Here is a 23634-nt window from a genome sequence, read left to right on the forward strand (position 1 = left end):
GAAAATATCAAAAAATGGAGGTAATAGGTTGATGATCAGGAAGCTGACCGTTTTGTTATGGGTTCTCACCTTACTATTGAGCGGGCTGCCGGGATTGTCTGTTCATGCGGCTAACAGCCCTCTCGCTAAAATTCCGGGCAATTCCAATCCCCTGATGGACCATAAATTAGGGGCCGATCCGTTTGCACTGGTCTATAAAGGCAGAGTCTATGTCTATATGTCCAGCGACGAGTATGTATACAACAGTGACGGAACGGTCAAAGAAAATGATTTCAGCCCGCTGAATAAAATTCAGGTCATCTCTTCCGCCGATATGGTGAACTGGACCGACCACGGAGCCATTCCAGTCGCAGGATACAACAATGCAAATAACGGAAGCGGCATTGCCAAGTGGGCCTCCCTCTCCTGGGCACCGTCAGCGGCATACAAAACGATCAACGGGAAGGATAAATTTTTCCTGTATTTCGCCAATGGTGCATCCGGCATCGGCGTGCTGACTGCGGACTCACCCATCGGACCTTGGACCGACCCGCTCGGTAAAGCTCTGGTTACTCAAAGTACACCGGGCATGTCCGGCGTTACCTGGCTTTTTGACCCGGCCGTACTGGTGGATGATGACGGTACAGGATATCTGTACAGCGGCGGAGGCATACCCAATACCTCGGACCCGGCCTCTGTCGCCAATCCCAAGACGGCCCGGGTGCTAAAACTGGGAGCGGATATGACCAGTGTTGCCGGAAGTGCGGTAACCATCGATGCCCCTTACATGTTCGAAGATTCGGGAATTCATAAGTACAACGGCAAATATTATTATTCGTACTGCATCAATTTCTCCGGAACCCACCCGCCCGATTATCCGGCAGGCGAGATCGGCTACATGGTGAGCAGCAGTCCAATGGGGCCGTTTACTTACAAAGGGCATTTTCTGAAAAATCCATATACCTTCTTCGGCGTTGGCGGAAACAACCATCATGCCGTATTCAACTTCAATAATCAGTGGTATGTTGTCTACCATGCCCAAACGGTCAGCAAGGCGCAGCTGGGAGAAGGAAAAGGCTACCGTTCTCCGCATATCAATAAGCTTGTGCATAATGCGGATGGAACCATCCAGGAGGTCCAGGGCAATATGGCAGGCGTCCCCCAAACCGCCAACCTGAATCCATACACCAGGGTCGAAGCGGAAACGATCGGGTGGCAGGCAGGCATTGCAACGGAAAAAAGTCAAGCAGCCGGCGGCCCTGTTGCTAATCTCAATGTGACGAATATTCATAATGGAGACTGGATCGCTGTAGGCAGCGCTGACTTTGGTACCGGAGGCGCCAAGACGGTTAAGGCCAATGTAGCCTCTACTGTAGGCGGAAAGATCGAAGTGCGTCTGGACAGCGCAGCCGGGCCGCTGGTCGGCACGCTGAACGTCAGCCCAACGGGCGGAGCGCAGGTCTGGAAGGAGATCGAAACCGGCGTAAGCGGTGCCGCGGGTGTTCACAAGGTATTCTTTGTTTTTACCGGATCCGGGACCGGCAGCTTATTCAATATGGATTACTGGCAGTTTACTCCGAATACGTCCGGAACAAAGGTTGAGGCGGAGACGATGACCCTGGGCGGTACCTACGCCGGTAAGGTCAATTCTCCTTTCTCGGGAGTCGTTCTATACGCCAATCAGGATTCTGCCGCGTACACGCAGTATTTTGCCAACTCCACCCACAGCATTTCAGTACGGGGGGCCTCGAGCAGCTCCGCAACCGCGAGAGTAGACCTTCTCATCGGAGGTACGGCCGTCGGCTCCTTTTATTTTACCGGAACTGCGCCGACGGTTCAGACCTTGTCCGGCATCTCCCATGCCACTGGAAATCAAGAGGTGAAGCTGGTCCTCACCACCGATAACGGCACATGGGATGCCTATGTGGATTATATAGAATTTCAATAATACGTGCAGATTCATCAGTCCGTCGAGGGCTTCTGGAGACGGTTACAATCCTTTATATCCATATTAGGCGCTCTCTTCAGGTCTATAGAATATACAAAAACAGCGGAGTTTGCCGCTGTTTTTGTTTTTAGGAAAAAAGCCGGTTTTGTATTGGCTACCGGCTTCCGGAATTTTCACCGGCTGCACCGAACGCATAAGGTAGCCCCGCTCCTCTGACACAATCAGCGAATACTGCAAACGCTTTGCTGCTGAACTGTTCTTTTCGGGTAACCAGCCTCGTTGTCACGAAACGGTATCGTTCGGGAACCGGATGCACTTCTAATCGTTCGTCAACCTCAGCAATAACTGATTCGGTTAAAAGCGTGTAACCGATGCCCGCTCGTACGCAATTCAGCATCGTATCCAGCGTGCTCACCTCAATCATATTTACGGTCGATACCCCCTGCCCATGGAGCCAATCCACGCTTGCTGCGCGCAACGGGCAGCCCTTTGGAAAAACGACCCATGTCGCATTCGCAATGTCGGGAGGAGCAGATTTTCCGTCTGCTTTCGTCAGGAGGATAACCTCTTCCCGAATCTCATGAGCCACCTTTAGCGGAGCCAGATCGAAATCTCCTGTGAAGAAAGCTCCGTCCAGTTCGCGGTTCAGCAATTTCTCGTAATTTTGCGGGGATGTTCCGGTGACAAGGGACAACGCTACTTTAGGGTGTTTTTTTTGAAAATCGGATAGCGCACGTATAAAGGGAGGAGTGGACGCAACGGTCTCCACTACGCCGATCGTGAGCGGACCGCTCGGATATTCAGGTTCTTGGACGGACATGATCGCTTCCTCGACCTTGAGCAGAATGTCAGAGGCATATTGGCTGAATATGCGCCCTTTCTCGGTCGGCAAGACGCCTTTCGGCGTTCTGTGGAAAAGCTGGACACCGAGCTCCGACTCCATTTTGCGAATTCGCATCGTGATGTTCGATTGAACATACTCCAGCCTCTCCGCTGCGCGGGTGATACTGCCCTCTTGTATGATGGCCATGAAAATTTTTAGATCGGTTAACTCCACTCGCGAACCTCCGTTCGTAGGTATGACATCAATAATTTTGATTCCCTCATCTATAATGATCATTTTACTATATGGAATGATCCGGTTACAATCGAACCTAGAAATGGATCATGCGGTGGAGATCAAGGGTATTGATACCGTAACATCGAGGAGGAATATTAATATGGGTAACTATTCTCATCTTTTTTCAACCTTTCCATTGGGTTCACTGCGCTTGCCGAATAGGTCCGTGCTGTCTCCGATGACACGGACGAGCGCAGAGCCCTCCGGGCTCGCGAATGAGCGTATGGCACGGTATTATACTCGGTTTGCCAAAGGGGGCTTCGGCCTCATCATTACGGAAGGCCTCTACCCGGATGCGATAAGCAGCCAAAGCTATGAGAACCAGCCCGGCCTAGCAAATGAAGCGCAAGCTGAATCCTGGAGACCTGTCGTCCGTGCTGTTCAGAGCGCAGGGGGCAAGATTGTTGCGCAGTTGATGCATGCAGGGGCGCTAGTCCAACATGACGGATTTACACCGATCGCTCCATCCGCAGTGAAGCCCGTAGGTACGATGCTGGAAGATCACGGCGGGAGCGGCGCGTTTGCTGTTCCAAGAGCCATGACCCAAGAGGATATCCGCATTGTAATCGGAAGCTTTGCCCAAGCGGCATTACGCGCAAAAAAAGTTGGATTTGACGGGGTCGAAGTCCATGCAGCGAACGGTTACCTGCTTGATCAATTCATCACAGATTACACAAATCGGAGAACCGATGAGTATGGAGGCCCGACGGAGCGGCGAATCCGCATCGTAGTGGAGGTCCTGAAAGTCATTCGCGCCGCCGTGGGTCCTGACTTCGTGGTAGGCGTCCGCATTTCCCAAGGCAAAGTAAACGATTTTCATCACAAGTGGGCTGGCGGAGAAACGGATGCCCGGATTATTTTCGAGCATTTGGCAGCAGCTGCTCCCGATTACATTCATACGACCGAATATAAAGCGTTTGCTCCGGCTTTTTCGGAGGGCGGCCCTACACTTGCCAAGTTGGCCAAACAATATAGCGCCCTTCCTGTCATAGCCAACGGCAAGTTAGGCCAACCGGACAAAGCGGAATCTCTCCTGGAGAATGATCATGCGGACCTTGTAGCAATCGGTACTAGCGCATTAGTTAACCCAGACTGGGTGAACAAAGTAAGGGTAGGCATGGAGCTGCATCCATTCGACCATCATTTTCTGCAGCCGATCGCAACGCTCAAGGAGGAAGAAGTTGGAGTGTAGGAACCTGCTGTCGCCGGCTATATCTAACTTCACATTGTAATCCCAACTCAACACTCTCTATCGAACTATCCCTCTGGTTAAGTAAGAAGCTGCCGGACATGGGCCGGCAGCTTCTTCTTGGTTGTTATTCTTCTATCGTTCCCCGTATACCTTCTTGAAGTTGAACTCCAGATTAAGCTTCGTTTCCTGTAGCCCCTTTATAATGATGCGTATGTGGTCTCATACCATTTAGAGTCGTAAAACCTTCAAAGTAATGGATATGTCCACCGCCTGGAACATCTACAGCTGGACCTGTAACCCCTTGAATAACATGAGAGTGGCCATGATTTACTGACGTAACGGTAGAATAACGATGAACATGGGGCACACCTGTAGGAGCGGGTTCAGTAACTCCGACATATTGATGAACGTGTCCATCATCATAAGAGGTCACTCCTGAAAAAGGGTGAACATGATAAACAGGACGACCGTCCCAGGAAGTAATGTAAAGACCATGGGAATGTTCATTTCCTGAGTCCCTTGAGTGAACAACGAATCCTTTAACGGGGATTTTTTTCAATTTTTAATGTTGCAGCTCCTTTTAAATGGTTTGGTAATAACCTATGTCAATAAACCATTTAAGTTATAGGCATTCGTGTAATCGTCTGGCGAAATAGGCTCTATCCCAGGTTCTCATAACAGCTGGCCAGAAAATGGCAAAAATCCTTGACAGCACTAATTGGCAAGGGACAAAAGTGTATGATAAAAATAACAATGACTTAACAAATGAAAATGCAGGTTTTATTGGTCTTGCGAAATATGATGCCGAAACAGCAAGATATGAATTTTTCGATATAACAACAAAACAAAAGGAAAGGCAAAGATAAAGATGGAAATGAAATATTCATAACAGTAGAACATGTCCCTTATAAAGGAGCTTTTAACCCCAAATTCACCAAGTAATAGTAGTGATGGATGGCCAGTTTGCCCAGCTGCATCAAGGCTTTCCGATCGGAATCCGCTCCAGTCTTCACCGACCGGCTGGCTGGCATTGCTTAGATATTCCTTCCAGATAAAGTAAAGGAATAAAGTTGCCGTCCAGCCGTCCGCAAGGAGATGATGAAATTTCGCTATCCCCCCCTTCGCTCTCCGATTTCAAGAAATAAAATTTGAACTATTCACAGTTGAACAGCGACCCACAGCTGGCATTCAGCATCTGGCGAAGGTTGATCGGGGGTCTCCCTCCTTGGGGTTTTCTTTCGGCTGGCAGCAGTTCCTTGATTTTATCCCATTGGTCATCACGGATTTCGTATCGTCTCATCATATCTATATGTACCCAATATTATCGGGTCAGGGTATGCATACACGCCTTAGTGATTATTGTGTTTCTTGAAGTTTCCGCCTCTCACTTCGGCAACATCGTATACCATCACAAAAGCAGTTGGGTCAATTTCATAAATGATTTCTTTCATTTTGCTTTCTTCCAATCGGTTAATGACGCACGTGATTTCCCTGAACTGTTCGTTTGAATATCCGCCTTCCACAAAATTATATGTAGCGCCTCGACCTAAGCGGTCACGAATGGTCTCTACCATGGTTTCGGGGTGTTTGGAAATGATTTTAAACGTTTTAGCGCGCTGATGAAGTGCGATACCCATCATGGCAGCCAGCTTTAATAAAATACTTTACGCAGAGCATTTACGGCTTGCTCCACTGCTTTTCTTCCTTTTTCAAAAGCGTCTGTTGCGTGGAAGAAGCCGTGAACCATACCATCATAACGATTCACTTCTACCGGGATGCCCGCTGCTTTCAGCCGCTCCGCATAAGCCTCACCATCATCGCGCAAAGGATCGAATTCGGCCGTGATCACGAGCGCCGGAGGCAAGCCGCTTAGATCGGCTGCCAATAAAGGAGAGGCATATGGATTCTTCCCATCCCGCTCATTCGCCAAATAATGGTTCCAATACCACCGCATGGTGCTAGTCGTCAATCCGTACCCATCCGCATTATCTCTATAAGAATCTGTCTCAAATGAATAATTGGTAACAGGACAGACCAACATCTGATAAACGAGAGAGGGAAATCCTCTGTCCCGTGCCATTAATGTTACGACAGCCGCAAGGTTTCCTCCTGCACTATCCCCGCCGACCGCAATTCGATTGGAGTCTGCACGGATAGAAGATGCATTCTTTGCAGCCCACACAACTGCTGCATAAGCATCATCGGAAGCAGACGGGAATTTGTGCTCCGGTGCCAGACGATAGTCAACCGAAACTACGACACAGTTCACACCATTGACCAGTTTGCGGCACAGCACGTCTACGGTATCCAAGTCCCCGACCACCCAGCCTCCGCCATGAAAATAGACGATTACCGGAAAAGGACCTTCTCCTTCTGGTGTGTAAATGCGCACCGTGATCTCGCCGGATGGTCCGGGAATCAACCGGTTTTCAATTTTGTATACCTCTTCCGGCGAGGCAGCCAAAGCGCTGCGATAGATTTCCCTGGCTTTGACTACAGGCAGCTCATGTAATGGGGGAACACCCTTGAGCTTCATTTGTTCCAATACAACCTGAACTTGGGGATCGAGCGGCATACTGAATAACCTCCTATAGTTGGGTATATGTCTCTCGTCATTTGCTGAATCAGGCGAGACTAGAGATTCCTTGAATCACCTTAACTGCTTTCCCACTCGCCTGCATCATGCTGTCGCCTCCACAGCCGGGCATACAGGCCATTGATCGAAAGCAATTCGTCATGGCGGCCTTGCTCCACGATTCGCCCCTGTTCCAGGAAAACAATCCGGTCAGCATGCTGTCGTGTCGTAACCGTTTGGCCGCTTCAGGATAAAATCGTGGCAGCAGGCAAGCCGCGCCGCTTCCTCGGTTTCCTCGCGCGTCGCGCTGCTGCGCCCGAACCGGATATTGGCGGCAATCGTGTCCTGAAAGAGGTATACATCCTGAAACACGATAGATACTTTCTGCAGCAGCGCTTCCGGGTTCATGGCACGAAGATCCTCCCCGCCCATCGTCACCCTCCCCTTGTCGGGTGCGTAAAAGCGGCGGCTGCCGTTCTCCTTGCAAGGCCGGCTCCTGCAATAGCTGCACGATGCGTTCACCAGACGATGATGAGCCCGCGCTTCTCTCCGGCGATTTCCAGTAATCGGGTCCTCCCCGTTTTATTGGTCATTGTTCTCCCTCCCCCTCCAAGGTCTTTATCTATTTCTTAGAATACAGCCGAAGCGATCCCCTTCTCTACCGCTGGGCGGAGTATTTTCGCGGCTGCAGGGAGTTATCGATCCAAACAAAAAAAAGACCGTTCAGGAGAACAGTCCTTCATTCGAAAAAGTTTTCAAGATGATTCATGCCGCAAATCAAAATGAACGTCTGCGCAAGTTTCCGGGATTCACACCGTACTTGTGCCGAAACGCTTCCGAAAAGGAACTCGGGTTGGAATAGTCTACCGTAAGGGACGTTTCATTCACATTCAAGTCCCCTAGCTGTAAAAGGAGATAGGCTTTTTCCAGACGCTTTTCCCGCAAATAACCAAATACGGTCGTTCCGTACAGTTCTTTAAAGCCCATTTTTAATTTATTGTCATTCAGGCCAATCATGCGGGACAGTTCGATCAGCGAGGGGGGATTCGCCATCCGTTCCAATATAATATCGCGTGCCCGCTGTAGCTTTTGCTTATCCATGGTGGATAATCTAGGAGGCTTCGGCTCGAAAAGAAACGATTGAAAGGCCGACAATAGGAGCTCCAGCACATTGCTCTCCAGCTCCAGGTTTTTCATGCGGCAGGTCTGTACGGACTGAGTCAACCGTCTAATGATTACGTCAGCCGCCGGATCAATGGATTCATGAAAAAGGCGAAATGGCTTTCTCCCGAGCAGGCTGGAGAAGTCCGTATTCCTGGCACCCGAGAAATCCTCCATGTAATGATGAAAGGTCGAAATGGGGATCCCGATGGACAGCGCCTGATAAGGCTGATTCCCGGTAAACTCGAAGTGCACACTCCCTTCGTCGATCAGCTGAAGCACGCACATCCCGGGAACAAATTCGTATTGATTCCGTTGGACATGGAGGACTCTCGTACCTTGCATACAGTAGTGAAGCTCGACCATTGGCGTTATTGCCGTCAGCGGCATCAGAAAATCGCGGTGAAACTTCAAGTCTTCAAACACGATATCGAGATCGGGGCGAGGAATAAGCCGATGAAGAGTCCCATATCCAAGTTGCGTTTCCATAGTCATAGGTTCCGAACCAATCGATCGCTGCCGCTGCAGCCCGACTTCGTCGAAAAACAATTGAAAGTTATGATGGAAGTCTGCCATTAGGGGTCTACTCCGTTTCTCATAGAACTTGAATGATGAACGTCGACTATGTTTCGCGGTGATCCGGTGATGCGGCACGATGGGATCGACGGCGCTCGTCTCGATCGCCGAGCGCGGCATGCCGAAAAGGACGCATGCCTCCTCCGCTCCGGCGACCGCCGTGCAATGCCGCCGCTTGACGAGCCCCAAATTAACTGCACTGAAAGATCGTTTGTAAAGGCTTTGATTTGCATGAATGCCATATAAAAAAGTATATTTTCCCATGTCGCCCAGAGAAACTCCAAGCGGAGATTGGATTGCCTTCTTTTCCTGATATGGAAGTTTCTAAACATCCTCTATTTCTGCATGGCACCACCGGTTGTATGTACCACTGTCAAATTCTGCTTCGGAAATGGTCAAGAGGTGTTCCATCACGTGGTTGCAGTGACATTTTGGTGTTTCGTCAGATTGAATGAATCCAATTTACATATCCGCCGACTTTTGTGCCATCCGCCACACTTAATTGATACTCGTAAATGGCCTCATCCTCTTCATGTTCCTCACCTGCTTGTTCCTGCCATTCCATAATGGAATTAGCTAATTCCTCTTAAGAAGACCTCCCTTTTCTTCCATAAACAAAGTACAGCGTAACCGCGGACATGATCATCAGAATGACAGAATAGACCAGGGTTAGCGCTTTGGTATCCGCCAAAGCCTGTGCATCCGTGCTGTTCTTAATGACGATACCGAGAGGCTGATACAAAGGATGATAGAGGAATACGGTAAGATCGTAATCAGCCAAAATGCCATTAAAGTTCAGGGCAAGAACGGCCAACGTCGACGGGAGTATGATGGGCAGCAGTACTTTCATGAACGTATACAAGGACTTGGCACCCAGATTTTTCGCCGCATCCTCCAGATTGGAATCCAGACTGAAGAAGGAGGCTTTCACCATCCGGAGGGTGAAGGGAAGGTGTACGATGACATAGCCCAGCAACAGCATCCAGACCGAGCCCACGAGAATCGAGTTCCCGATCAGGAGTCTTGGCGTGTTAAACGTTACAATGAGCCCAATCGCGATTAATGTGGAAGGCAGCATCCACGGGATCAGAAGGGCGTACTCCAGAGCCGCCGTCCATCCGTTCTTGTACTTATGCAAAATTCGCGATGCCGCCAAGGCAAGGGCCACAACGGCTGCCGATGCCGCTGCGGCATACCCCATGCTCACCAGATACGGCTTGAACGCGGTCATATTGGAAAACACATGCATGTAATTGTTCAAGGAGAAGCTGCTGAGGTTCAAGGTTGCCGTGGATATGCTGTGCGCATCGGTAAAGGAAAAGAGTACAATGAGAACAACCGGAATGATATACAGAAGGAATAGGAAGTACGCCACGACATGTGCAGCCAGATTTCCGAGCTTATTATTGATTTTCTGCTTGACCAGCTCCGACTTCACTTTGGAAACGGACATGAAGCTGCCTTTTTGCTCAAATCGGATCATGACGGTCAGCAGAACCAAAGTAGCCAGGCCGAGAATGAGCGCCAGCAGCGCAGCCAGATCTCTGGATGACGCGCTGTTCGAGAACGTTAGAATCATCGGGGTGATCGTTTGGAACTCTGCCCCACCCAGGATCAGAGGAGCAGATGTGGCAGCCAGGCCTGTCAAAAAGGTCAGAATGGTCAGCGCAAACATCGTGGGCTTCAACACCGGGAGAACCACCCGCCGCAGGATATAAAAGGTGGATGCCCCCATATTTCTTGCTGCTTCCACGGTTTGAAAATCGATTTTACGAATGGCATTGCTCAAAAACAGGACGTGGTTGGAGGTACAGGCGAAGGTCATTACGAATAGAACGGCCCAGTAGCCGTGAAACCATGTCGTATGGAAGGAAGGAAACAGATGGACCAAGAGCTTGGTCATGAATCCACTTTCTCCATATACGAATTTATATCCGGACACCAGTACGACACCGCTGTAGATCAGGGTCGTGAAATAGCCAAGTCTTAACACTCTTGCACCCTTGATATCAAAATACTCCGAGATCAGAACCAGAGTGACGCCCACAAGGTTTACCGTAAAAACAAGAGATACGGCCAGAATAAAGCTGTTATACAAGCTTCGCATCGCCCGTTCGGATGACAACAGCTTCTCCGCTGCCTCGAACGAGAATCGGCCGTCCTTAACAAAGATTTCGTAGTAGATATTCAGGTTGGGATAAATCAGAAAGGTCACGACAAACCAGGCAATCAGACCGTAACAAAGGTATGCGGCCGGATGGATGGAGGCCATCTTTTTGGTTATTTTCTCTGCGTACAACACACTCCCTCCATTCCCTAGTACTGCAGAATATCACTGACACGGATATAGATATCCAGTTCAGCCCCTACCCTATGTGGAGTCATCCCGCTTTCCTTCTCGATGGTCTTGAGTAGCCCCCCGCCAGCCACCTCTACGACATACTTGCTGTACAGTCCATAAAACTCCTGATCGACGATCGTCCCCTTCAGCTGCACGGCATCTACATCCGGCAGAGGCTGCAGATTCACTTTTTCGTTACGGATATAGGCAGCTTTGCCGGGATCGATCACATCCTTCAACCGGCTGTTTCGGATCATCCGCGGATCGAGCCGGTTGATATCCCCTATGAAATTGCACACGAACTCCGTTTGGGATTGATTGTAAACCTCCTGAGGGGTGCCCACCTGCTCTACGATGCCATTGTTGAATACCGCAATACGATCCGACAAGGTTAACGCTTCTTCCTGGTCATGAGTGACGTAGATCGTCGTAATCCCAAACTTCTTCTGAAGATTTTTGAGCTCATTTCTCAGCTGCACTCTCAGCTTGGCATCCAAATTGGATAAAGGCTCATCCAGCGCCAAAATGCTCGGCTTCAGCACCAGCGCTCTGGCAATGGCTACGCGCTGCTGCTGTCCGCCGGACAATTCAGATACCTTTTTGGGCAGCTGATCTTCCTTTAAATCCACCTTCCCGGCGATATCCCTCACTTCCCGGTCGATCTCAGCCTTCGAAACCTGTTTGACGCGCAGGCCAAAGGCGATATTCTCATACACATTCATGGTCGGAAACAGGGCATAGCTTTGAAAAACCATGCTGATTTCTCTTTTTTCGATTGGCACATGGGTAATATCCCTGCCGCCCAGCTTAATTTGTCCGCTCGCAGGCGTAATGAATCCGACCAGGCTTCGAAGAATGGTGGTTTTCCCGCATCCCGACGGGCCGAGAAAGGTAAAAAACTCGCCTTCGTTGATCTGCAGATTGAGGTTCTTGACCGCATGGAAATGACCGAACGTAATTTGAATATCATGAAATGTGATCATCGCTGTTACCCCTATATCCCTTGTCTATTTCATAATCTGCAGCTCGATCTTCTCTACCCACTTTCCAATGTTGCCAGCGATGAAGCCCCAGTCCAAAGGCTGTGCTTTTAAATTCGAATACAATGCTTTCACGGACTCATTGGCTTTTGCAGCTGCTTTGGTGTTGGCAGGCATGGAATTGAACTTGGAGGCAAATTCTCCTTGAACCTCGGCCGTTCCCATCCACTCTACGAACCGCTCAGCCGATGCTTTCTTTTTTGTACCGTTAATAATCGCTGCGTGCTCCACTATCATAGGTACGCCGATAGAAGGATTTACGATACCTGCCTTCACTTTATATTGTTCTTCCTTCTTGCTGAGCGTACCGGAAACCACAGCTCCCAGCGGTGTCTTTCCGCTTGCCAGATTGGAGTAGAAGTCCTCACCTTCGACCGCTCTGACCCCATTGTCAAACAACTGCTTGACTTCATTCCAGCCTTCCTGGGAAATGCCAAGCTCCCCCTTCGGGTCCTGGTGTCTGGTCAGAATACCTGCGACTACGAGCTGCGGGGTAATTTGCCCAAGCAGTGTGGGAGCCTCATACTTGCCCTTGAATGCGGCATCTTTGTAAAGATCCGTCCAATCCTTCGGTGCGGTTTCGGCAGTGAAATGTTTCGGATTATAGCCAAGCAGAATGGCCTGCTTCACAAGACCGTGATAGTATCCCTCCGGATCGTTTAAGCCCGGCTCTACTTCTCCAGCCCATTTCGGGACATATTTCGTCAGGACGTTTTCCTTCTTCAAATTTTCATACAGCATGTTGTTCAAGCCGAATACCACATCCGCAATCGGATTGTTTTTCTCTGCAATCAACCGATTGGTCAAGTTTGCGCCGCCTGCTCCAACAAGCTCAATCTCAAAGCCGGCACTCTTCGCTTTCTCGATTAACCATTCGCCGCGACCATCGGAATTCGCATTCGTATACACAATCAGTTTCTCATTTTTAACCGGTTCACTTGCTGCCGGTGCAGCCGTTGTGTTGGTGGCTGGGGCAGTCCCCGCCGCATTACCGTTATTACCGCCGCCGCCGCAGGCCGTTACCGCCAGACACAGGATCGACAGCAGAGACACGTTCGCCATTGTTTTGACCATTTTTGAATGACACCCCTTTTAGGATATAGGTTCATTTCCACATCGAATCAGGCAGTCCTAGATATATAAAATCAATCCGTCATGGGCCACCGTGACCCCCGAAGGCTTGAAGATTTCGTCAAATTCATCGTGAAGCAGCCTGGAATTATGGCTGAAGTGGGTGACTACGATTTTCCCTTCCTGTTTCAGTATGTTTTGCCTCCGAAACTCACGCTGGGCCTCCAGCACCGTCTCGATTCCCATATGATTGGTGTCGCGGGAATTTCCGGTATATCCGTGCGTGCAGTCCAGAATGACGCAATCCAGATTCCGTTCCTTTAACCATGCCCAGGTCGCTTCGGGGAACCAGCCCGAATCATGTCCGTACAACAGCTTTTTGCCGTGCTTTTCGATGACGTACAGCAAGCAGGTTTCCATTCGGTCATGATCCGCAGGCAGCGGGGTAACCACTGCATCCCCCACAGCTATCGTCTCGAATGGGCGCAGCAGATGGAAGGCAAACCGTTCGCCTTCAAAACGCCCGATGGCGACGCGCGTATGGTGCATGACGGCATCATTCCCGTAGATGTGCATGGGATGCTGAAGCCCGTGGGCAATCCCCTCCCGCCGGCATTCCAGATCATACGCATTATAATGATCGGAGTGCGTATGGGTCACGAGCAGGTGCTCTATGGCTCCCAGATCTATGCTGTCGCGAAGCGCCTGCATATAAGAATCGGGCGAATAGTCGAATTTGATCACATCGTCGATGATGGCCGAGCTTCGGGTGCGGATATTTTTTCCGCCAAGCTCCCGGGCTTTGATGCAGGATTCACAGCGGCAGAATGCATTGGGAAAACCCTCTGCAGCAGCGGTTCCGAGAAAATGAATTTTCATGAAATATTCCCCCTGGATGGCTTACTTGAGCTAACTACTTGCACGTTGGAGCACGGATTTTCTTTCCACAATCGTCGTTTGAACCTTGATGGTAATCGGTTTCTCCATGGTATGATGGACGCGTTTCATCAGGAGATGAAAGGCCGATTGGGCCAGCTTCTCGGTATCCTGCCTGACCGTGGTGAGCGGAATGGGAGTCAATGCGGACAAATGAATATCGGAGAACCCCACGATCGACAGCTGGTCAGGAACCGCAACCTCCATGCGCAGTGCCGTATATAAGGTTGAAATGGCAACATAATCATCCCCGCAGAGGAGAGCGGTCATCTGTGGATTGGCACGAATCAACCGTTCCTGTTCAGGATCACTTTCGTTCATACGGCTGGGATCGCAATCCACGTTTTTAAAATGAATGTACTGGGTTTTGACTGGAATGGCATGATCGAGCAGCGCCTGGATGTAACCCTGATACCGTTCCTCCCTGCTGGTGATATGATTGACCGGGTTCGAAGTGTATCCGATCTCCCGGTGTCCCTTCCCGATCAAATACTTGGTCATCTCGTAAGAGCCCTGATAATGATCGTGGTAGACGCAATCAATCGAAACCTCACGAAAAATTCGGTCGATAATCACAATCGGGAACTGCTGCAGTTTCAGCCTCAGCACCTGGTCACTGCAGGTCTTGCGTCCCTGGGGAAATAAAATGATGCCGCCGATCCCCCCTTCAACCAGCCTCTGCAGGCACACATCCTCATCCTCTTTATCCTTGCTGATCTTCAGAATAAGGTCGCAATCGTACTTGCGCACTTCGTTCTCGGCGGCAGCAATGATCTTGGAAGTGTAATCGGATAGATGGGGCACGATGAGGGCGATCTGCTTGCACGGCTGCTCCTCTGCCCGAACGGAATCCGGTTCTCTCTCCAGCGGCATCTTATCGTTGGACGGGGTACCCTCCTGCTGTCCGGACAGGAAGGTCCCCCTTCTCGGCAGACGGTACACCAGGCCCTGTTCGGCCAGCAGCTCCAGCGCCAGCTTGCTCGTCATCCGGCTTACGCCGAACAGCTTCGCAAGCTCTCCTTCGGATGGGACGGGATCATGCGGTTGAAGCCTCCGGCTCTGGATGATTCCTCTGACTTTATCCGCAATTTGCTGGTACAGCAGATTCGGTTTCTTTGACGCATGTGCATTTTTCATGTTAAGGCATCCCTCGTTTTACCCAAATCATGGACTGCAGCGCTGCCCTGGTGCATCCCTGACATGTGATCTAGAATGAGCTTACTGAATGTCACTGACATATTCAATGATATGTCCGTTAAGATTATGTAAATGAAGCGATCCCCTTCACGAACTCTTGATATCTCATCGATTTCTATATCAATGAATATTCACGCTTGATACTGACATAGAACTTGGTTCACTGGTTCTATGGATTTTTGGTCACCATATCTTCAGATACAAGAAGGTACCCATACGACGTCCACCTTGTTGGAGCACAAAAAAACGCAGCCCCAGGCTGCGTTTAACGAAAAGCTTTAACCGGACCGCCATTCCTGTACACCATCTTCAATGCGATAGGCTTTGAACCCCCTTTTTCTGCATGACATCCGGGCGTGATGTGGAGGCTTGGAACTTTAGCAAGGAGAAGCATATGGACCCTGGCCTGCGCTATGAGGGGGCACAGGAGTTTCTTGTGCGCATCTTGGCTTACCGAGACCCGCAAGCCGGTCCGAGTGAAGACAAACTCCCTTTGCCGAGATGGCGAGGGAGTTTGCTGTCTTCAAGCGGCTTGAGCTTGGCAAATACACGTTCAATCGTTACTGGTCTTCTTTGTCCCCTTTTTCCTGCACTGCTGCTTGCTGCCGTATATCGTCAACTCTGTTCTTGTAGGTTATTCCCCACTTCTTCATATCAAGGATGATCGGCGTCAACGTCATGCCGAATTCAGTCAGCGAGTATTCCACTTTAGGAGGCACCTGTTTATAAACCTCGCGGTGAATCATGCCATCCCGTTCAAGCTCGCGGAGCTGCAAAGTAAGCATAAATTGCGTCAGCCCCGGATAGAGCCGCCGGAATTCGCTGAATCTCTTGGGGCCATCGATAAGATGAAACAGAATGATCGCTTTCCATTTGCCCCCGATGACATCCAACGTCGTTTCGACAGGACACACCTCCACCCTCGCTTCGAGCTTGTTTTTGCGATCTCCCATAGCCATGACCCTCCAATAGTTTGATTTTTAATACTATATTATAAAATTATGCGTACTTCCCTAAATGCAATATTCATTCTAATATAACACTCATGCGGCACTTCATAAAGCGTCGCAAGCCAATGCAAAGGGAGAGTGGAGTCATGTCAAAAAAGGTATTGATCGTTTATGCGCACCCCGAGCCCACTTCGTTAACCAGCCGGTTCGTTGAGACGGCTGTGCAAGCACTTCAGGAGCAAGGACACGAAGTCATGTGGTCCGATCTGTACGCAATGGACTGGAAGGCCGTGTTCGATGGGCGCGACTTCCCGGATCGAGTCAATCCTGAACGATTATCCTTTGTTAAAGAGTCAGCGCACGCCTATTCAACTGGCCGTCAAACGGCAGACGTCGCTTTGGAGCAGCAGAAGCTTCTTGCTGCCGACGCGGTGATCTTACAGTTTCCTCTGTGGTGGTTCAGCATGCCGGCTATTCTCAAGGGCTGGGTAGAACGGGTATTCGCTTATGGTTTCGCATATGGCTTTAAGGGCGAAGGGAATCGCTACCGCTACGGCGATGGCATGCTAAAGGGGAAGCGGGCCATGCTGTCCGTGACTGCCGGAGGGCCTGAGAAGGATTATTCGCCGCGAGGCATCAATGGGCCGCTGGAGCAATTGCTGTTCCCCATTACTCACGGCACCCTCTTCTTCCCGGGGATGGATGTCCTGCCTACCCATGCCGTCTACGGAGCCGATCGCATGACGGCAGGCGACATCGATGCGGCGATGGCAGTCTGGCGCTTGCGTCTCGAGCGCCTGTTCGAGGAGGAGCCCATTGCGTTCCGGCATCAGAACGGCGGGGATTATCCGGACGGCCATGTGCTTGCAAGCGACATCGCCATCGGACAGACCGGCTTGACGGCTCACATTGCCGAAGGCGCGGCGCCTCTATGAGTGGAGCCTGATGGGGAAAAGCCGGTCTCAAAAAAGGTGGAGCAGCTGCCGCGGCAAACTGCTCCCGGATCGTTTCATTATTGTCTGCAGAGCATTCGTATGGACGCTGCTTGTCGGATACTGAAGCAAAGCCGCCTAAGCGGGTCTTCTCTCCCCTGCTTCCTTGCTATTTGACCGGTTCATTCACCTTTTCGTACCATGCTCTGGCGCGCTTGGTAACCTCGTCGCCGCCGGATGCATACCACTTCTCGACGAACTCGTCGAATTTGCTGATCGGGTACTGCCCGAGGATCATCTTGGTCGCATACTCCACATACAGCGTGCGGTTGTTGATGTCCGGGAACCCCGCATAGATGCTGGCAGGCAGGCCGTCTCCGGCAATATTCTTGCTGTATGCTTGGGCTCCCTCCATATTCCGGATCGTCTGGTCTACGCTCCACAGGCTGTCATCCGATGCCGCACCTTTTAGAAGTCGAGTGGTAAAATCCAAGGCAGCAAGCTCCTGCCATGGGTGCAGGAGCAGGTTCTCCTGCGTCCTCTTATCATCAGGGAGCCGGATCGCTTTGCCGTCCTTCAGGGTATAATGCATGCCTTCTACGCCCAAATACAATGCGTTCCAATTGCGTTTATCGTACAGGTTGTTCAGCAGCTTTAAGGTGGCCATCAATCTCGTCCGATCCTTGTTGTTCTTGACGACCCACTGCGGGTTCCCCACCTTTTTCTTGCTGTAGAAGCCCTGATAGCCGGATACTTCAAGCACAGGCATAACGGAGAAATTCCCCTTCACCCCCGTGTTCTTGTACATATTATCCAGATATAAGTGGGTTTGTTCGAGCCAGTGGTAATAGCTTCCCGCCCTGTCTCCCTGTACTTTCCCGTCCCATTGGAGCTTGTCATTCAGAAGCGATTCCTTATCCAGCAATCCCTCCTTATGCAGCTTCGACAGGAACGCCAAGGCCGCTTTCATGTTCGGGGTTACCGCGGAATAGGTCAGCTTGCCATCATACAGATCCCAATCCGGGTAGCCTTCGATCATGGCAACACCGTACATGGCAAACAGATGATCCATCCATCGCGCTTCCTGCCGGCCGCCTGTAGGAATTTCATCCTGCTGTCCATTGCCGTTGGGATCCTGATCCCGGAAGGCCTCTAACACCTGGACATACGCTTCTTGTGTTGTCGGCATGGATAAACCCAGCGCTTCCAGCCAGTCCTTGCGGATCATGGCGGCGTATCTGCCATAGTCCATGACGATCGGGATATAATAGATTCGCCCCTGTCCGGTGGGGTCGTTAGCTTTCACGACATCCCAAACGTCCTTCGGGATGCCGCGCCAAACATTCGGTGCATAGGCCGGCAGCAGCTCGGTCAGATCCGCTATCGCTCCGTTCTTGGCCAGGTTGGATTCGATCCCCTGCCAAGGCAGAAACAGGTCGGGCATTTCACCGGCAGCGATCTTCAAGTTCAACCGGTTCTGGTAGGTCGTGCCTCCATTCCATTCCACATACGGACTAATGATGCCGACGCCCAGCGTCTTCTTATACAGTTCATACAGCTTGCTGCCCTTCTCGATCGGCCTGTACCCGTCGTTCGAGCCCCATACTTCCAGATCGATGACCCCCTCCGCTGCAGGTTCGGCATTCAGGTCAGACGGAGCGTCCGTACTGCCGCTGCAGCCCGCCAGGACGATCAGGGCAAGGGAGCAGCTGACCGCGAGCCTCCTAAGTTTGTGGATCACCATGCCTGCATTCCCCCTGCGAAGTTTAGCGTTCTGCCATCCGGTCATTGCTTCGGCGTCGGTATTCGCTCGGCTTGCAGCCCGTCAGTTTCTCGAACAACCGGGAAAAATACTGCGAATCCGAGTAGCCGACGGCCTGGCAAATCTCATATACTTTCTGATCAGTCATTGCAAGCAGTTCCTTCGCCTTGTTCATCCGGATCTGAACCAGGTAGTTCAAATAGGTCTCCCCCGTCTTCTGCTTGAACAGCTGGCTTAAGTAATAGGGATTGATAAAAAAGCGGGCTGACAGATCCGCCAGGGAGATGGGTTCGTGGAAATGCTCCTCTACGTAGGCCTTGATCTCTGCAATCGTATCTTTCTTCCTCGATGCATGATGTTCGTTTCGAACCTGCTCGGAATAGGGAATGACAGCTCCCGCCCCCTTCCCCATCTTAAAGGTCAGCGCATCCCGGGCTTCTTCGAACGACAATCGAATGTCGACGGCCTGTTCCTTCACCGTTCCGACACCGGCCGCCATGGACAGCTGCAGCTCCAGCCATACTGCCTCCTTGAGACCGTGCAGAGCATCGATCAGTTCCCCGTACTCTATGCTTCCTTCATCTGTAACGAGTATGGCTGCTTGATTCGCGGTATACCGGAACGGGTAGACGCCTCCGAATGGGCTGCATTCCCGTTCCACCAGGCTGAACACGGATTCGAAACCCATATCCGCGCCTGGATTCAAGGGGCTGTCGAGCTCAAGTAAAGCACAAACGAAAGAAGTATGAGTCATTGGAATTTCGGCTGATCTCAGCAGTTCGCGGGCATAGACCGGATTGTCACGGCCTGCATCGATAAGGTCGCGCAGCGTATGCTGGAGGAGCACGCTCTTCAGGTTGTCGATCTGCTGCATGCCGCCCCGTTCCACCCGAATTTGCTCCATCGCATCACAGACGCAGTCCCGCAGCTCCTCTTCCTCAACGGGTTTATTGATATAATATTGAACGCCGAGCCGCATCCCTTTGCGCGCGTACTCGAAGTCCGCGTATCCGCTCAGCAGGATGTATTTCGCCTTACAGCCGGCCTCCTGCAGCATAGCTATCATGTCCAATCCATCTGCATGCGGCATCCGGATGTCCGTGATGACAATATCCGGCTTACAGGCTTGGATCAGCTGTGCGCCTTCCACCCCGTTGTAAGCCACGCCTGCAATTTCGCATTCCGGGATATAGCGGCCCATCAATTTCTGCAGACCGTCCACAATGCCTTTCTCGTCATCCACCAGTACGACTCTCATACGAGGCACCGTCCCTTCCATATCCTGACACCGTATGGTGGCTTGGGATATGAATCTCAACCATTGTCCCTATTCCTCTTTCCGAGCGGAACTTCAAATCATACGGATCGCCGTAATGCAGCTTGATGCGTTCGGCGATGTTCTTAAGCCCAAGACCTTCGCCGCTGCGTTCATCCGTCTGCTCCAGCTTGTGCAGACCCGACGCTGCCCCTTCCAGCAGAGCAGACAGTTCTTCCTGCTTGTCCTGCGGCATCCCCATCCCGTCATCGATGATCCGGATGACCATTCCCCCCTTCTCCGTCCATGAGCCTTCAATCACAATGTTCATGAAGTGGCTGTAATCCCGGAAGCCGTGAATTATGCTGTTCTCCACAATCGGTTGGAAAACAAGGGGAATGATGCTGCACGCGAGCATGTCCTGCGGCAGTCGGATATGGAGGCGGAAGCGATGGTCGAACCGGATATTTTGCAGGTCCAGGTAGTTTTTGGTGTACTCCAGCTCATGCTGTATCGAATGGAGCTTGCCTTCCTTGCCTAATGTCAGGCGGAACATGCGGGCGAGGATTTTGATCATATATGCAATCTCATCCTCATCCTTCACCAGCGCCTTCATTCGAATGGATTCTAACGTATTGTACAGCATATGAGGGTTGATCTGGTTTTGCAGCGCAAGGAACTTCGCCTGACGCTGCTTGATCTCCGCCAAGTACACGTTCTCGATTAAGGTTCGTATCGTAACGATCATCTTGTTGTAGCTGTGGACGAGGCTGCCGATCTCATCGCGGTAATGGGCGCTGTCAATGGGCACATACTGCCCGGCCTCCGCCTGCTTCATGCTCCGGCGCAGCCGTTTGATCGGATTCGTAATCGCGTAGTTCAGACCAATGGACACGATGGCCATAATGGCAAAGCCGGTCAGAATGACGAATGCGGTGACCGTTTGAATTTTCCGAATCCGCAGCATCAGCTTCTCCCGGGGAATCATCGTCGTAATCTTCAGCTTCCCCAGGTTCACCTTACCGGATATGACAATGCTTTCCTTGCCGCTGTCCTCCCGCGTATAACGGTCTCCCGCATTCAGTACATCCTTCCAGGTGAACCGGCCGGTAGCCGCATCGGAATGATAGACGGGCTCCCCGGAGCCATTGCTGATGACCACGCTGATATCGTATTTGTCCCGGGCAAGCACGAATTCTCGGTTCGGAGTCAGCAGGGTGAACGGGTCCAGATCGATGATCAGCCATCCTGCGAACGCGCCATCGTACGTGAATAACTTTCGGCCCACCGTGGTGATGGCGCCTTCCCCATGATCCTCGTAGTAAGCTCTGTCGTGCAGCCCCGTGACAAAAAACGCATCCTCCGAGTCACCCAGCCGTTTATACCAATCCTGTGACAGCAGTGCTTCTTCATTCACTATGCTTGTTGTATTGGTATAATGATACAAGGTGTCGTCAGGACCTATGAGCATCACCGTACCAATCTCCGGCTTGAGTAAGGCAACCCGCATTAGCATGCGACGGACCATCTCCCTCTGATGGATGAGCTCAGCCATGGTCATCTGCTTAGTATCTCTCAGCCCGGATATGAGGTCGTTGTCGACAAGTACGGTCTTTGTAATCTTATCGTATTCCTGCATAAGCAGATCGAGCGAATGCTCGATTTGAGAAGTATACAAGGCGGCGAATTCCTGCGAAGAATCCTCCAACCCGGCAACGGATTCATTATAAATAATTACGCTTACAATAAAAACGGGAATCGCGCAGCCAAGCAGGTACCCTCCCATCAGTTTATTCTGAAGCTTCATATTTCCGATCGTTGAAAGTAGTTTTCGCATCCAACTGTTGTACGCCATATCCTGATATGCTGCACCTCTTTCAACCGATGTGATCCTTGACTGGAAGGGCTGTCATAAAACAAGTGCGGCAATCCGGGCGGCCGTGAGGGACGCATGAATTACCGCATCTGTTATCGATATGACTCTATACTATCACAAGATCTGCAGATTTCACTACTCTCCCCTTCGGATCGCTGCGTACAAATTCTGGCTGCCTGATTCGTGAAGAGGCCTTAGCCTTTGGATTGCTGGTAGGATGCGTTGAACTCTTCGATAACTTTGGCGCCGCCTTCGCTCTTCCATCGTTCCACTTCCTTCTGGAAGGCAGCTTCATCGAGATTCCCAAGGATATATTTGTAGGTGGCATCCTTGATGATCTGACCAAGCCGATCCTTCTCTTGGGAATAGGTCGCAGAGTCAAGATTAACCGTCGGGTCGGCAACCACATGCTTTTCGTTATCCAGGTACAGCTGGTCCGCTTTATTATTGACCGGATAGTTCGATTGCCCTCCCAGGCGTCCGTTCGTATCCACTTCTCCTAACTCCAATGTTTTATAGGGACTGACTTCCTTGTCGATCTTCGCCTGATCTGCAATCGGCACGGCGACGCCATCTTTCGTTGTATAATGCTCCCCTTCGATTCCCCAGATGAGCAGGTTGGAGATTTCAGGCGACATCATCTGATCCAATACGTTCAGGATGCGCTTCAGTTCTTCTTCCGTCTTAATGGCCGACTTCGGGAAGAGCAGAGGATGATTGTAGCCTGCGGTGGACCAGACGGTGAATTCACCGCCAGGACCTTTGATTTGGTTCTGTACGTCGAACTGGGCTTTCGCATTCGACTTCACGGTGTCGGTATTCAGCGGCAGCACATCGCACATGCATCCGATATAGGCGCCGGCTTTTCCGCTTTTCACGAGATTCTGCTGATCGACCTTACTTGTAACCGGGAAGTCCAGGTTGATATATCCGTTGTCCCGCAGGTCCTTCATATAGTTCATGGCGCTCATATATTCCGGGAAGGTGAATGCAGGCATCAGCTTGCCATCCTGGAGCCCCCATTCATTCGGCGTGCCGAACCAGGAGGCGATTGTTTTGAACGCACCGAAAGCAAGATCTCCGCGGTCGGCCAGTCCCATCGTATCCTTCTGTCCGTTCTGATCGGGGTCATTCTCCGTAAATTGCTTCAGCATGGTATACAATTCATCGGTATTGGTCGGTGCAGGCAATCCCAGACGGTCAGCCCAGTCTTTGCGGAAAATAAGCCCTTGGCGGGACAAGGGCCTGCCTTGATACAGCGAATAGAGCTTACCGTCGACCTTCATATTGTTCAAGATCTCATCTTTTAACTTGCTCAGATTCTTATACTGTTCCAGGTAAGGACCGATTTCCCAGTATTGACCGTCCTTAATCGCGTCGCGGTTGGCCCCGGTTAACGAATAGATAGCCACATCCGGCAGATCGCCGGTAGCGAATGCCGCATGGAGCCGTTCTTCGAAGGTCGTGCTCGGAATCCATTGAATCTCAAGCGAGGCCTGCAGCTTTTCTTCTAAGATCTCTTCGATTCGGGGATGCGGTGTTTCGGCCTGATGAAGAGGCACCATAAAGGAAACCGTTACCGGTTGGCCTTCCTCACTGGCCGCGTCACCTTCCGAATTCGACGACGCGCTGCAAGCCGTGAGAACGGCTGTCATCACGACCAGCGCCGTGATGCCCCGTTCGTTGAATCTCACCATGAACTCAACTCCCCTTCCTGTGTGGC

General features: G+C 51.1%; 17 protein-coding genes and 3 pseudogenes. 4 read left to right on the forward strand and 16 right to left on the reverse strand.

Translation table 11 applies throughout. From position 1 onward, the window contains the following. The first annotated feature begins 31 nt into the window (after positions 1-31). Entirely contained in the window at positions 32-1927 is a 1896-nt protein-coding gene (locus tag PM3016_RS18715; RefSeq protein WP_014370515.1) for a carbohydrate-binding protein, read from the forward strand. 154 nt (positions 1928-2081) lie between these two features. On the opposite strand, the gene PM3016_RS18720 is transcribed toward PM3016_RS18715, so the two are convergent. Then, a complete protein-coding gene (locus tag PM3016_RS18720) occupies positions 2082-2984 on the reverse strand; it encodes a LysR family transcriptional regulator (protein ID WP_014370516.1) in 903 nt (300 codons plus the stop codon). A gap of 163 nt (positions 2985-3147) precedes the next feature. On the opposite strand from PM3016_RS18720, the gene PM3016_RS18725 reads away from it, so the two are divergent. Further along, complete coding sequence (locus PM3016_RS18725; protein ID WP_014370517.1) at positions 3148-4239, forward strand: oxidoreductase; 1092 nt, start codon at positions 3148-3150, stop codon at positions 4237-4239. Positions 4240-4411: 172 nt separating this feature from the next. On the opposite strand, the gene PM3016_RS37480 is transcribed toward PM3016_RS18725, so the two are convergent. Continuing rightward, positions 4412-4798 (reverse strand): YmaF family protein, encoded by a 387-nt coding sequence (locus PM3016_RS37480; RefSeq protein ID WP_081484332.1) that lies wholly within the window; start codon positions 4796-4798, stop codon positions 4412-4414. Positions 4799-4913: 115 nt separating this feature from the next. On the opposite strand from PM3016_RS37480, the pseudogene PM3016_RS37485 reads away from it, so the two are divergent. Then, positions 4914-5081 (forward strand): annotated as a pseudogene (locus PM3016_RS37485) (DUF4822 domain-containing protein); the annotation flags it as partial. A gap of 507 nt (positions 5082-5588) precedes the next feature. On the opposite strand, the pseudogene PM3016_RS18730 reads toward PM3016_RS37485, so the two are convergent. The 10 genes and pseudogenes from PM3016_RS18730 to PM3016_RS18775 form a co-directional block, all read right to left on the reverse strand. Next, positions 5589-5852, reverse strand: a pseudogene (locus PM3016_RS18730) (YitT family protein); the annotation flags it as partial. Positions 5853-5890: 38 nt separating this feature from the next. Continuing rightward, positions 5891-6814 (reverse strand): alpha/beta hydrolase, encoded by a 924-nt coding sequence (locus PM3016_RS18735; protein ID WP_014370521.1) that lies wholly within the window; start codon positions 6812-6814, stop codon positions 5891-5893. A gap of 80 nt (positions 6815-6894) precedes the next feature. Continuing rightward, positions 6895-7279: pseudogene (locus PM3016_RS40835) on the reverse strand (hypothetical protein); the annotation flags it as partial. Between the two features lie 312 nt (positions 7280-7591). Continuing rightward, complete coding sequence (locus PM3016_RS18745; RefSeq protein ID WP_014370523.1) at positions 7592-8551, reverse strand: helix-turn-helix transcriptional regulator; 960 nt, start codon at positions 8549-8551, stop codon at positions 7592-7594. 586 nt (positions 8552-9137) lie between these two features. Then, positions 9138-10823: an ABC transporter permease gene (locus tag PM3016_RS18750; protein WP_420798971.1), complete on the reverse strand. Its 1686-nt coding sequence runs from the start codon at positions 10821-10823 to the stop codon at positions 9138-9140. Positions 10824-10867: 44 nt separating this feature from the next. Further along, positions 10868-11875 (reverse strand): ABC transporter ATP-binding protein, encoded by a 1008-nt coding sequence (locus PM3016_RS18755; RefSeq protein WP_014370525.1) that lies wholly within the window; start codon positions 11873-11875, stop codon positions 10868-10870. Between the two features lie 24 nt (positions 11876-11899). Beyond that, on the reverse strand, positions 11900-13006 hold the full coding sequence (locus PM3016_RS18760) for an extracellular solute-binding protein (protein ID WP_014370526.1): 1107 nt from the start codon (positions 13004-13006) through the stop codon (positions 11900-11902). A 57-nt stretch (positions 13007-13063) separates the two neighbouring features. Then, positions 13064-13882 (reverse strand): MBL fold metallo-hydrolase, encoded by an 819-nt coding sequence (locus PM3016_RS18765; protein ID WP_014370527.1) that lies wholly within the window; start codon positions 13880-13882, stop codon positions 13064-13066. A 30-nt stretch (positions 13883-13912) separates the two neighbouring features. Beyond that, positions 13913-15076: a GntR family transcriptional regulator gene (locus PM3016_RS18770; protein ID WP_014370528.1), complete on the reverse strand. Its 1164-nt coding sequence runs from the start codon at positions 15074-15076 to the stop codon at positions 13913-13915. Positions 15077-15696: 620 nt separating this feature from the next. After that, on the reverse strand, positions 15697-16089 hold the full coding sequence (locus tag PM3016_RS18775; RefSeq protein WP_014370529.1) for a winged helix-turn-helix transcriptional regulator: 393 nt from the start codon (positions 16087-16089) through the stop codon (positions 15697-15699). Positions 16090-16232: 143 nt separating this feature from the next. On the opposite strand from PM3016_RS18775, the gene PM3016_RS18780 reads away from it, so the two are divergent. After that, positions 16233-17021, forward strand: a complete 789-nt coding sequence (locus PM3016_RS18780) for an NAD(P)H-dependent oxidoreductase (RefSeq protein ID WP_014370530.1) — start codon at positions 16233-16235, stop codon at positions 17019-17021. A 166-nt stretch (positions 17022-17187) separates the two neighbouring features. On the opposite strand, the gene PM3016_RS18785 is transcribed toward PM3016_RS18780, so the two are convergent. The 4 genes from PM3016_RS18785 to PM3016_RS18800 form a co-directional block, all read right to left on the reverse strand. After that, positions 17188-18762 carry a type 2 periplasmic-binding domain-containing protein gene (locus tag PM3016_RS18785; RefSeq protein ID WP_014370531.1) on the reverse strand — a complete coding sequence of 525 codons (1575 nt, stop codon included), beginning with the start codon at positions 18760-18762 and terminating at the stop codon, positions 17188-17190. A 22-nt stretch (positions 18763-18784) separates the two neighbouring features. Beyond that, the gene (locus PM3016_RS18790) at positions 18785-20038 is read right to left on the reverse strand and encodes a helix-turn-helix domain-containing protein (protein ID WP_014370532.1); all 1254 of its coding nucleotides are present in this window, start codon (positions 20036-20038) and stop codon (positions 18785-18787) included. Further along, positions 20016-21842, reverse strand: a complete 1827-nt coding sequence (locus PM3016_RS18795; RefSeq protein ID WP_063720039.1) for a cache domain-containing sensor histidine kinase — start codon at positions 21840-21842, stop codon at positions 20016-20018. The genes PM3016_RS18790 and PM3016_RS18795 overlap by 23 nt, the downstream gene beginning before the upstream one ends. A 263-nt stretch (positions 21843-22105) precedes the next feature. After that, positions 22106-23608 (reverse strand): extracellular solute-binding protein, encoded by a 1503-nt coding sequence (locus PM3016_RS18800; RefSeq protein ID WP_014370534.1) that lies wholly within the window; start codon positions 23606-23608, stop codon positions 22106-22108. Between the last annotated feature and the right edge of the window lie 26 nt (positions 23609-23634).

It is taken from the genome of Paenibacillus mucilaginosus 3016, assembly GCF_000250655.1.
Lineage (GTDB): Bacteria > Bacillota > Bacilli > Paenibacillales > NBRC-103111 > Paenibacillus_G > Paenibacillus_G mucilaginosus.

Bases quoted from the DNA above. Each gene is read 5' to 3' on its own strand.
- PM3016_RS18790 (WP_014370532.1), bottom strand. From the start codon at position 20,038: ATGAGAGTCGTACTGGTGGATGACGAGAAAGGCATTGTGGACGGTCTG.
- PM3016_RS18795 (WP_063720039.1), bottom strand. From the start codon at position 21,842: ATGAAGCTTCAGAATAAACTGATGGGAGGGTACCTGCTTGGCTGCGCG.
- PM3016_RS18715 (WP_014370515.1), top strand. From the start codon at position 32: ATGATCAGGAAGCTGACCGTTTTGTTATGGGTTCTCACCTTACTATTG.
- PM3016_RS18780 (WP_014370530.1), top strand. From the start codon at position 16,233: ATGTCAAAAAAGGTATTGATCGTTTATGCGCACCCCGAGCCCACTTCG.
- PM3016_RS18725 (WP_014370517.1), top strand. From the start codon at position 3,148: ATGGGTAACTATTCTCATCTTTTTTCAACCTTTCCATTGGGTTCACTG.
- PM3016_RS18785 (WP_014370531.1), bottom strand. From the start codon at position 18,762: ATGGTGATCCACAAACTTAGGAGGCTCGCGGTCAGCTGCTCCCTTGCC.
- PM3016_RS18800 (WP_014370534.1), bottom strand. From the start codon at position 23,608: ATGGTGAGATTCAACGAACGGGGCATCACGGCGCTGGTCGTGATGACA.
- PM3016_RS18765 (WP_014370527.1), bottom strand. From the start codon at position 13,882: ATGAAAATTCATTTTCTCGGAACCGCTGCTGCAGAGGGTTTTCCCAAT.
- PM3016_RS18760 (WP_014370526.1), bottom strand. From the start codon at position 13,006: ATGGTCAAAACAATGGCGAACGTGTCTCTGCTGTCGATCCTGTGTCTG.
- PM3016_RS18770 (WP_014370528.1), bottom strand. From the start codon at position 15,076: ATGAAAAATGCACATGCGTCAAAGAAACCGAATCTGCTGTACCAGCAA.
- PM3016_RS18775 (WP_014370529.1), bottom strand. From the start codon at position 16,089: ATGGGAGATCGCAAAAACAAGCTCGAAGCGAGGGTGGAGGTGTGTCCT.
- PM3016_RS18750 (WP_420798971.1), bottom strand. From the start codon at position 10,823: ATGGCCTCCATCCATCCGGCCGCATACCTTTGTTACGGTCTGATTGCC.
- PM3016_RS18745 (WP_014370523.1), bottom strand. From the start codon at position 8,551: ATGGCAGACTTCCATCATAACTTTCAATTGTTTTTCGACGAAGTCGGG.
- PM3016_RS18755 (WP_014370525.1), bottom strand. From the start codon at position 11,875: ATGATCACATTTCATGATATTCAAATTACGTTCGGTCATTTCCATGCG.
- PM3016_RS18735 (WP_014370521.1), bottom strand. From the start codon at position 6,814: ATGCCGCTCGATCCCCAAGTTCAGGTTGTATTGGAACAAATGAAGCTC.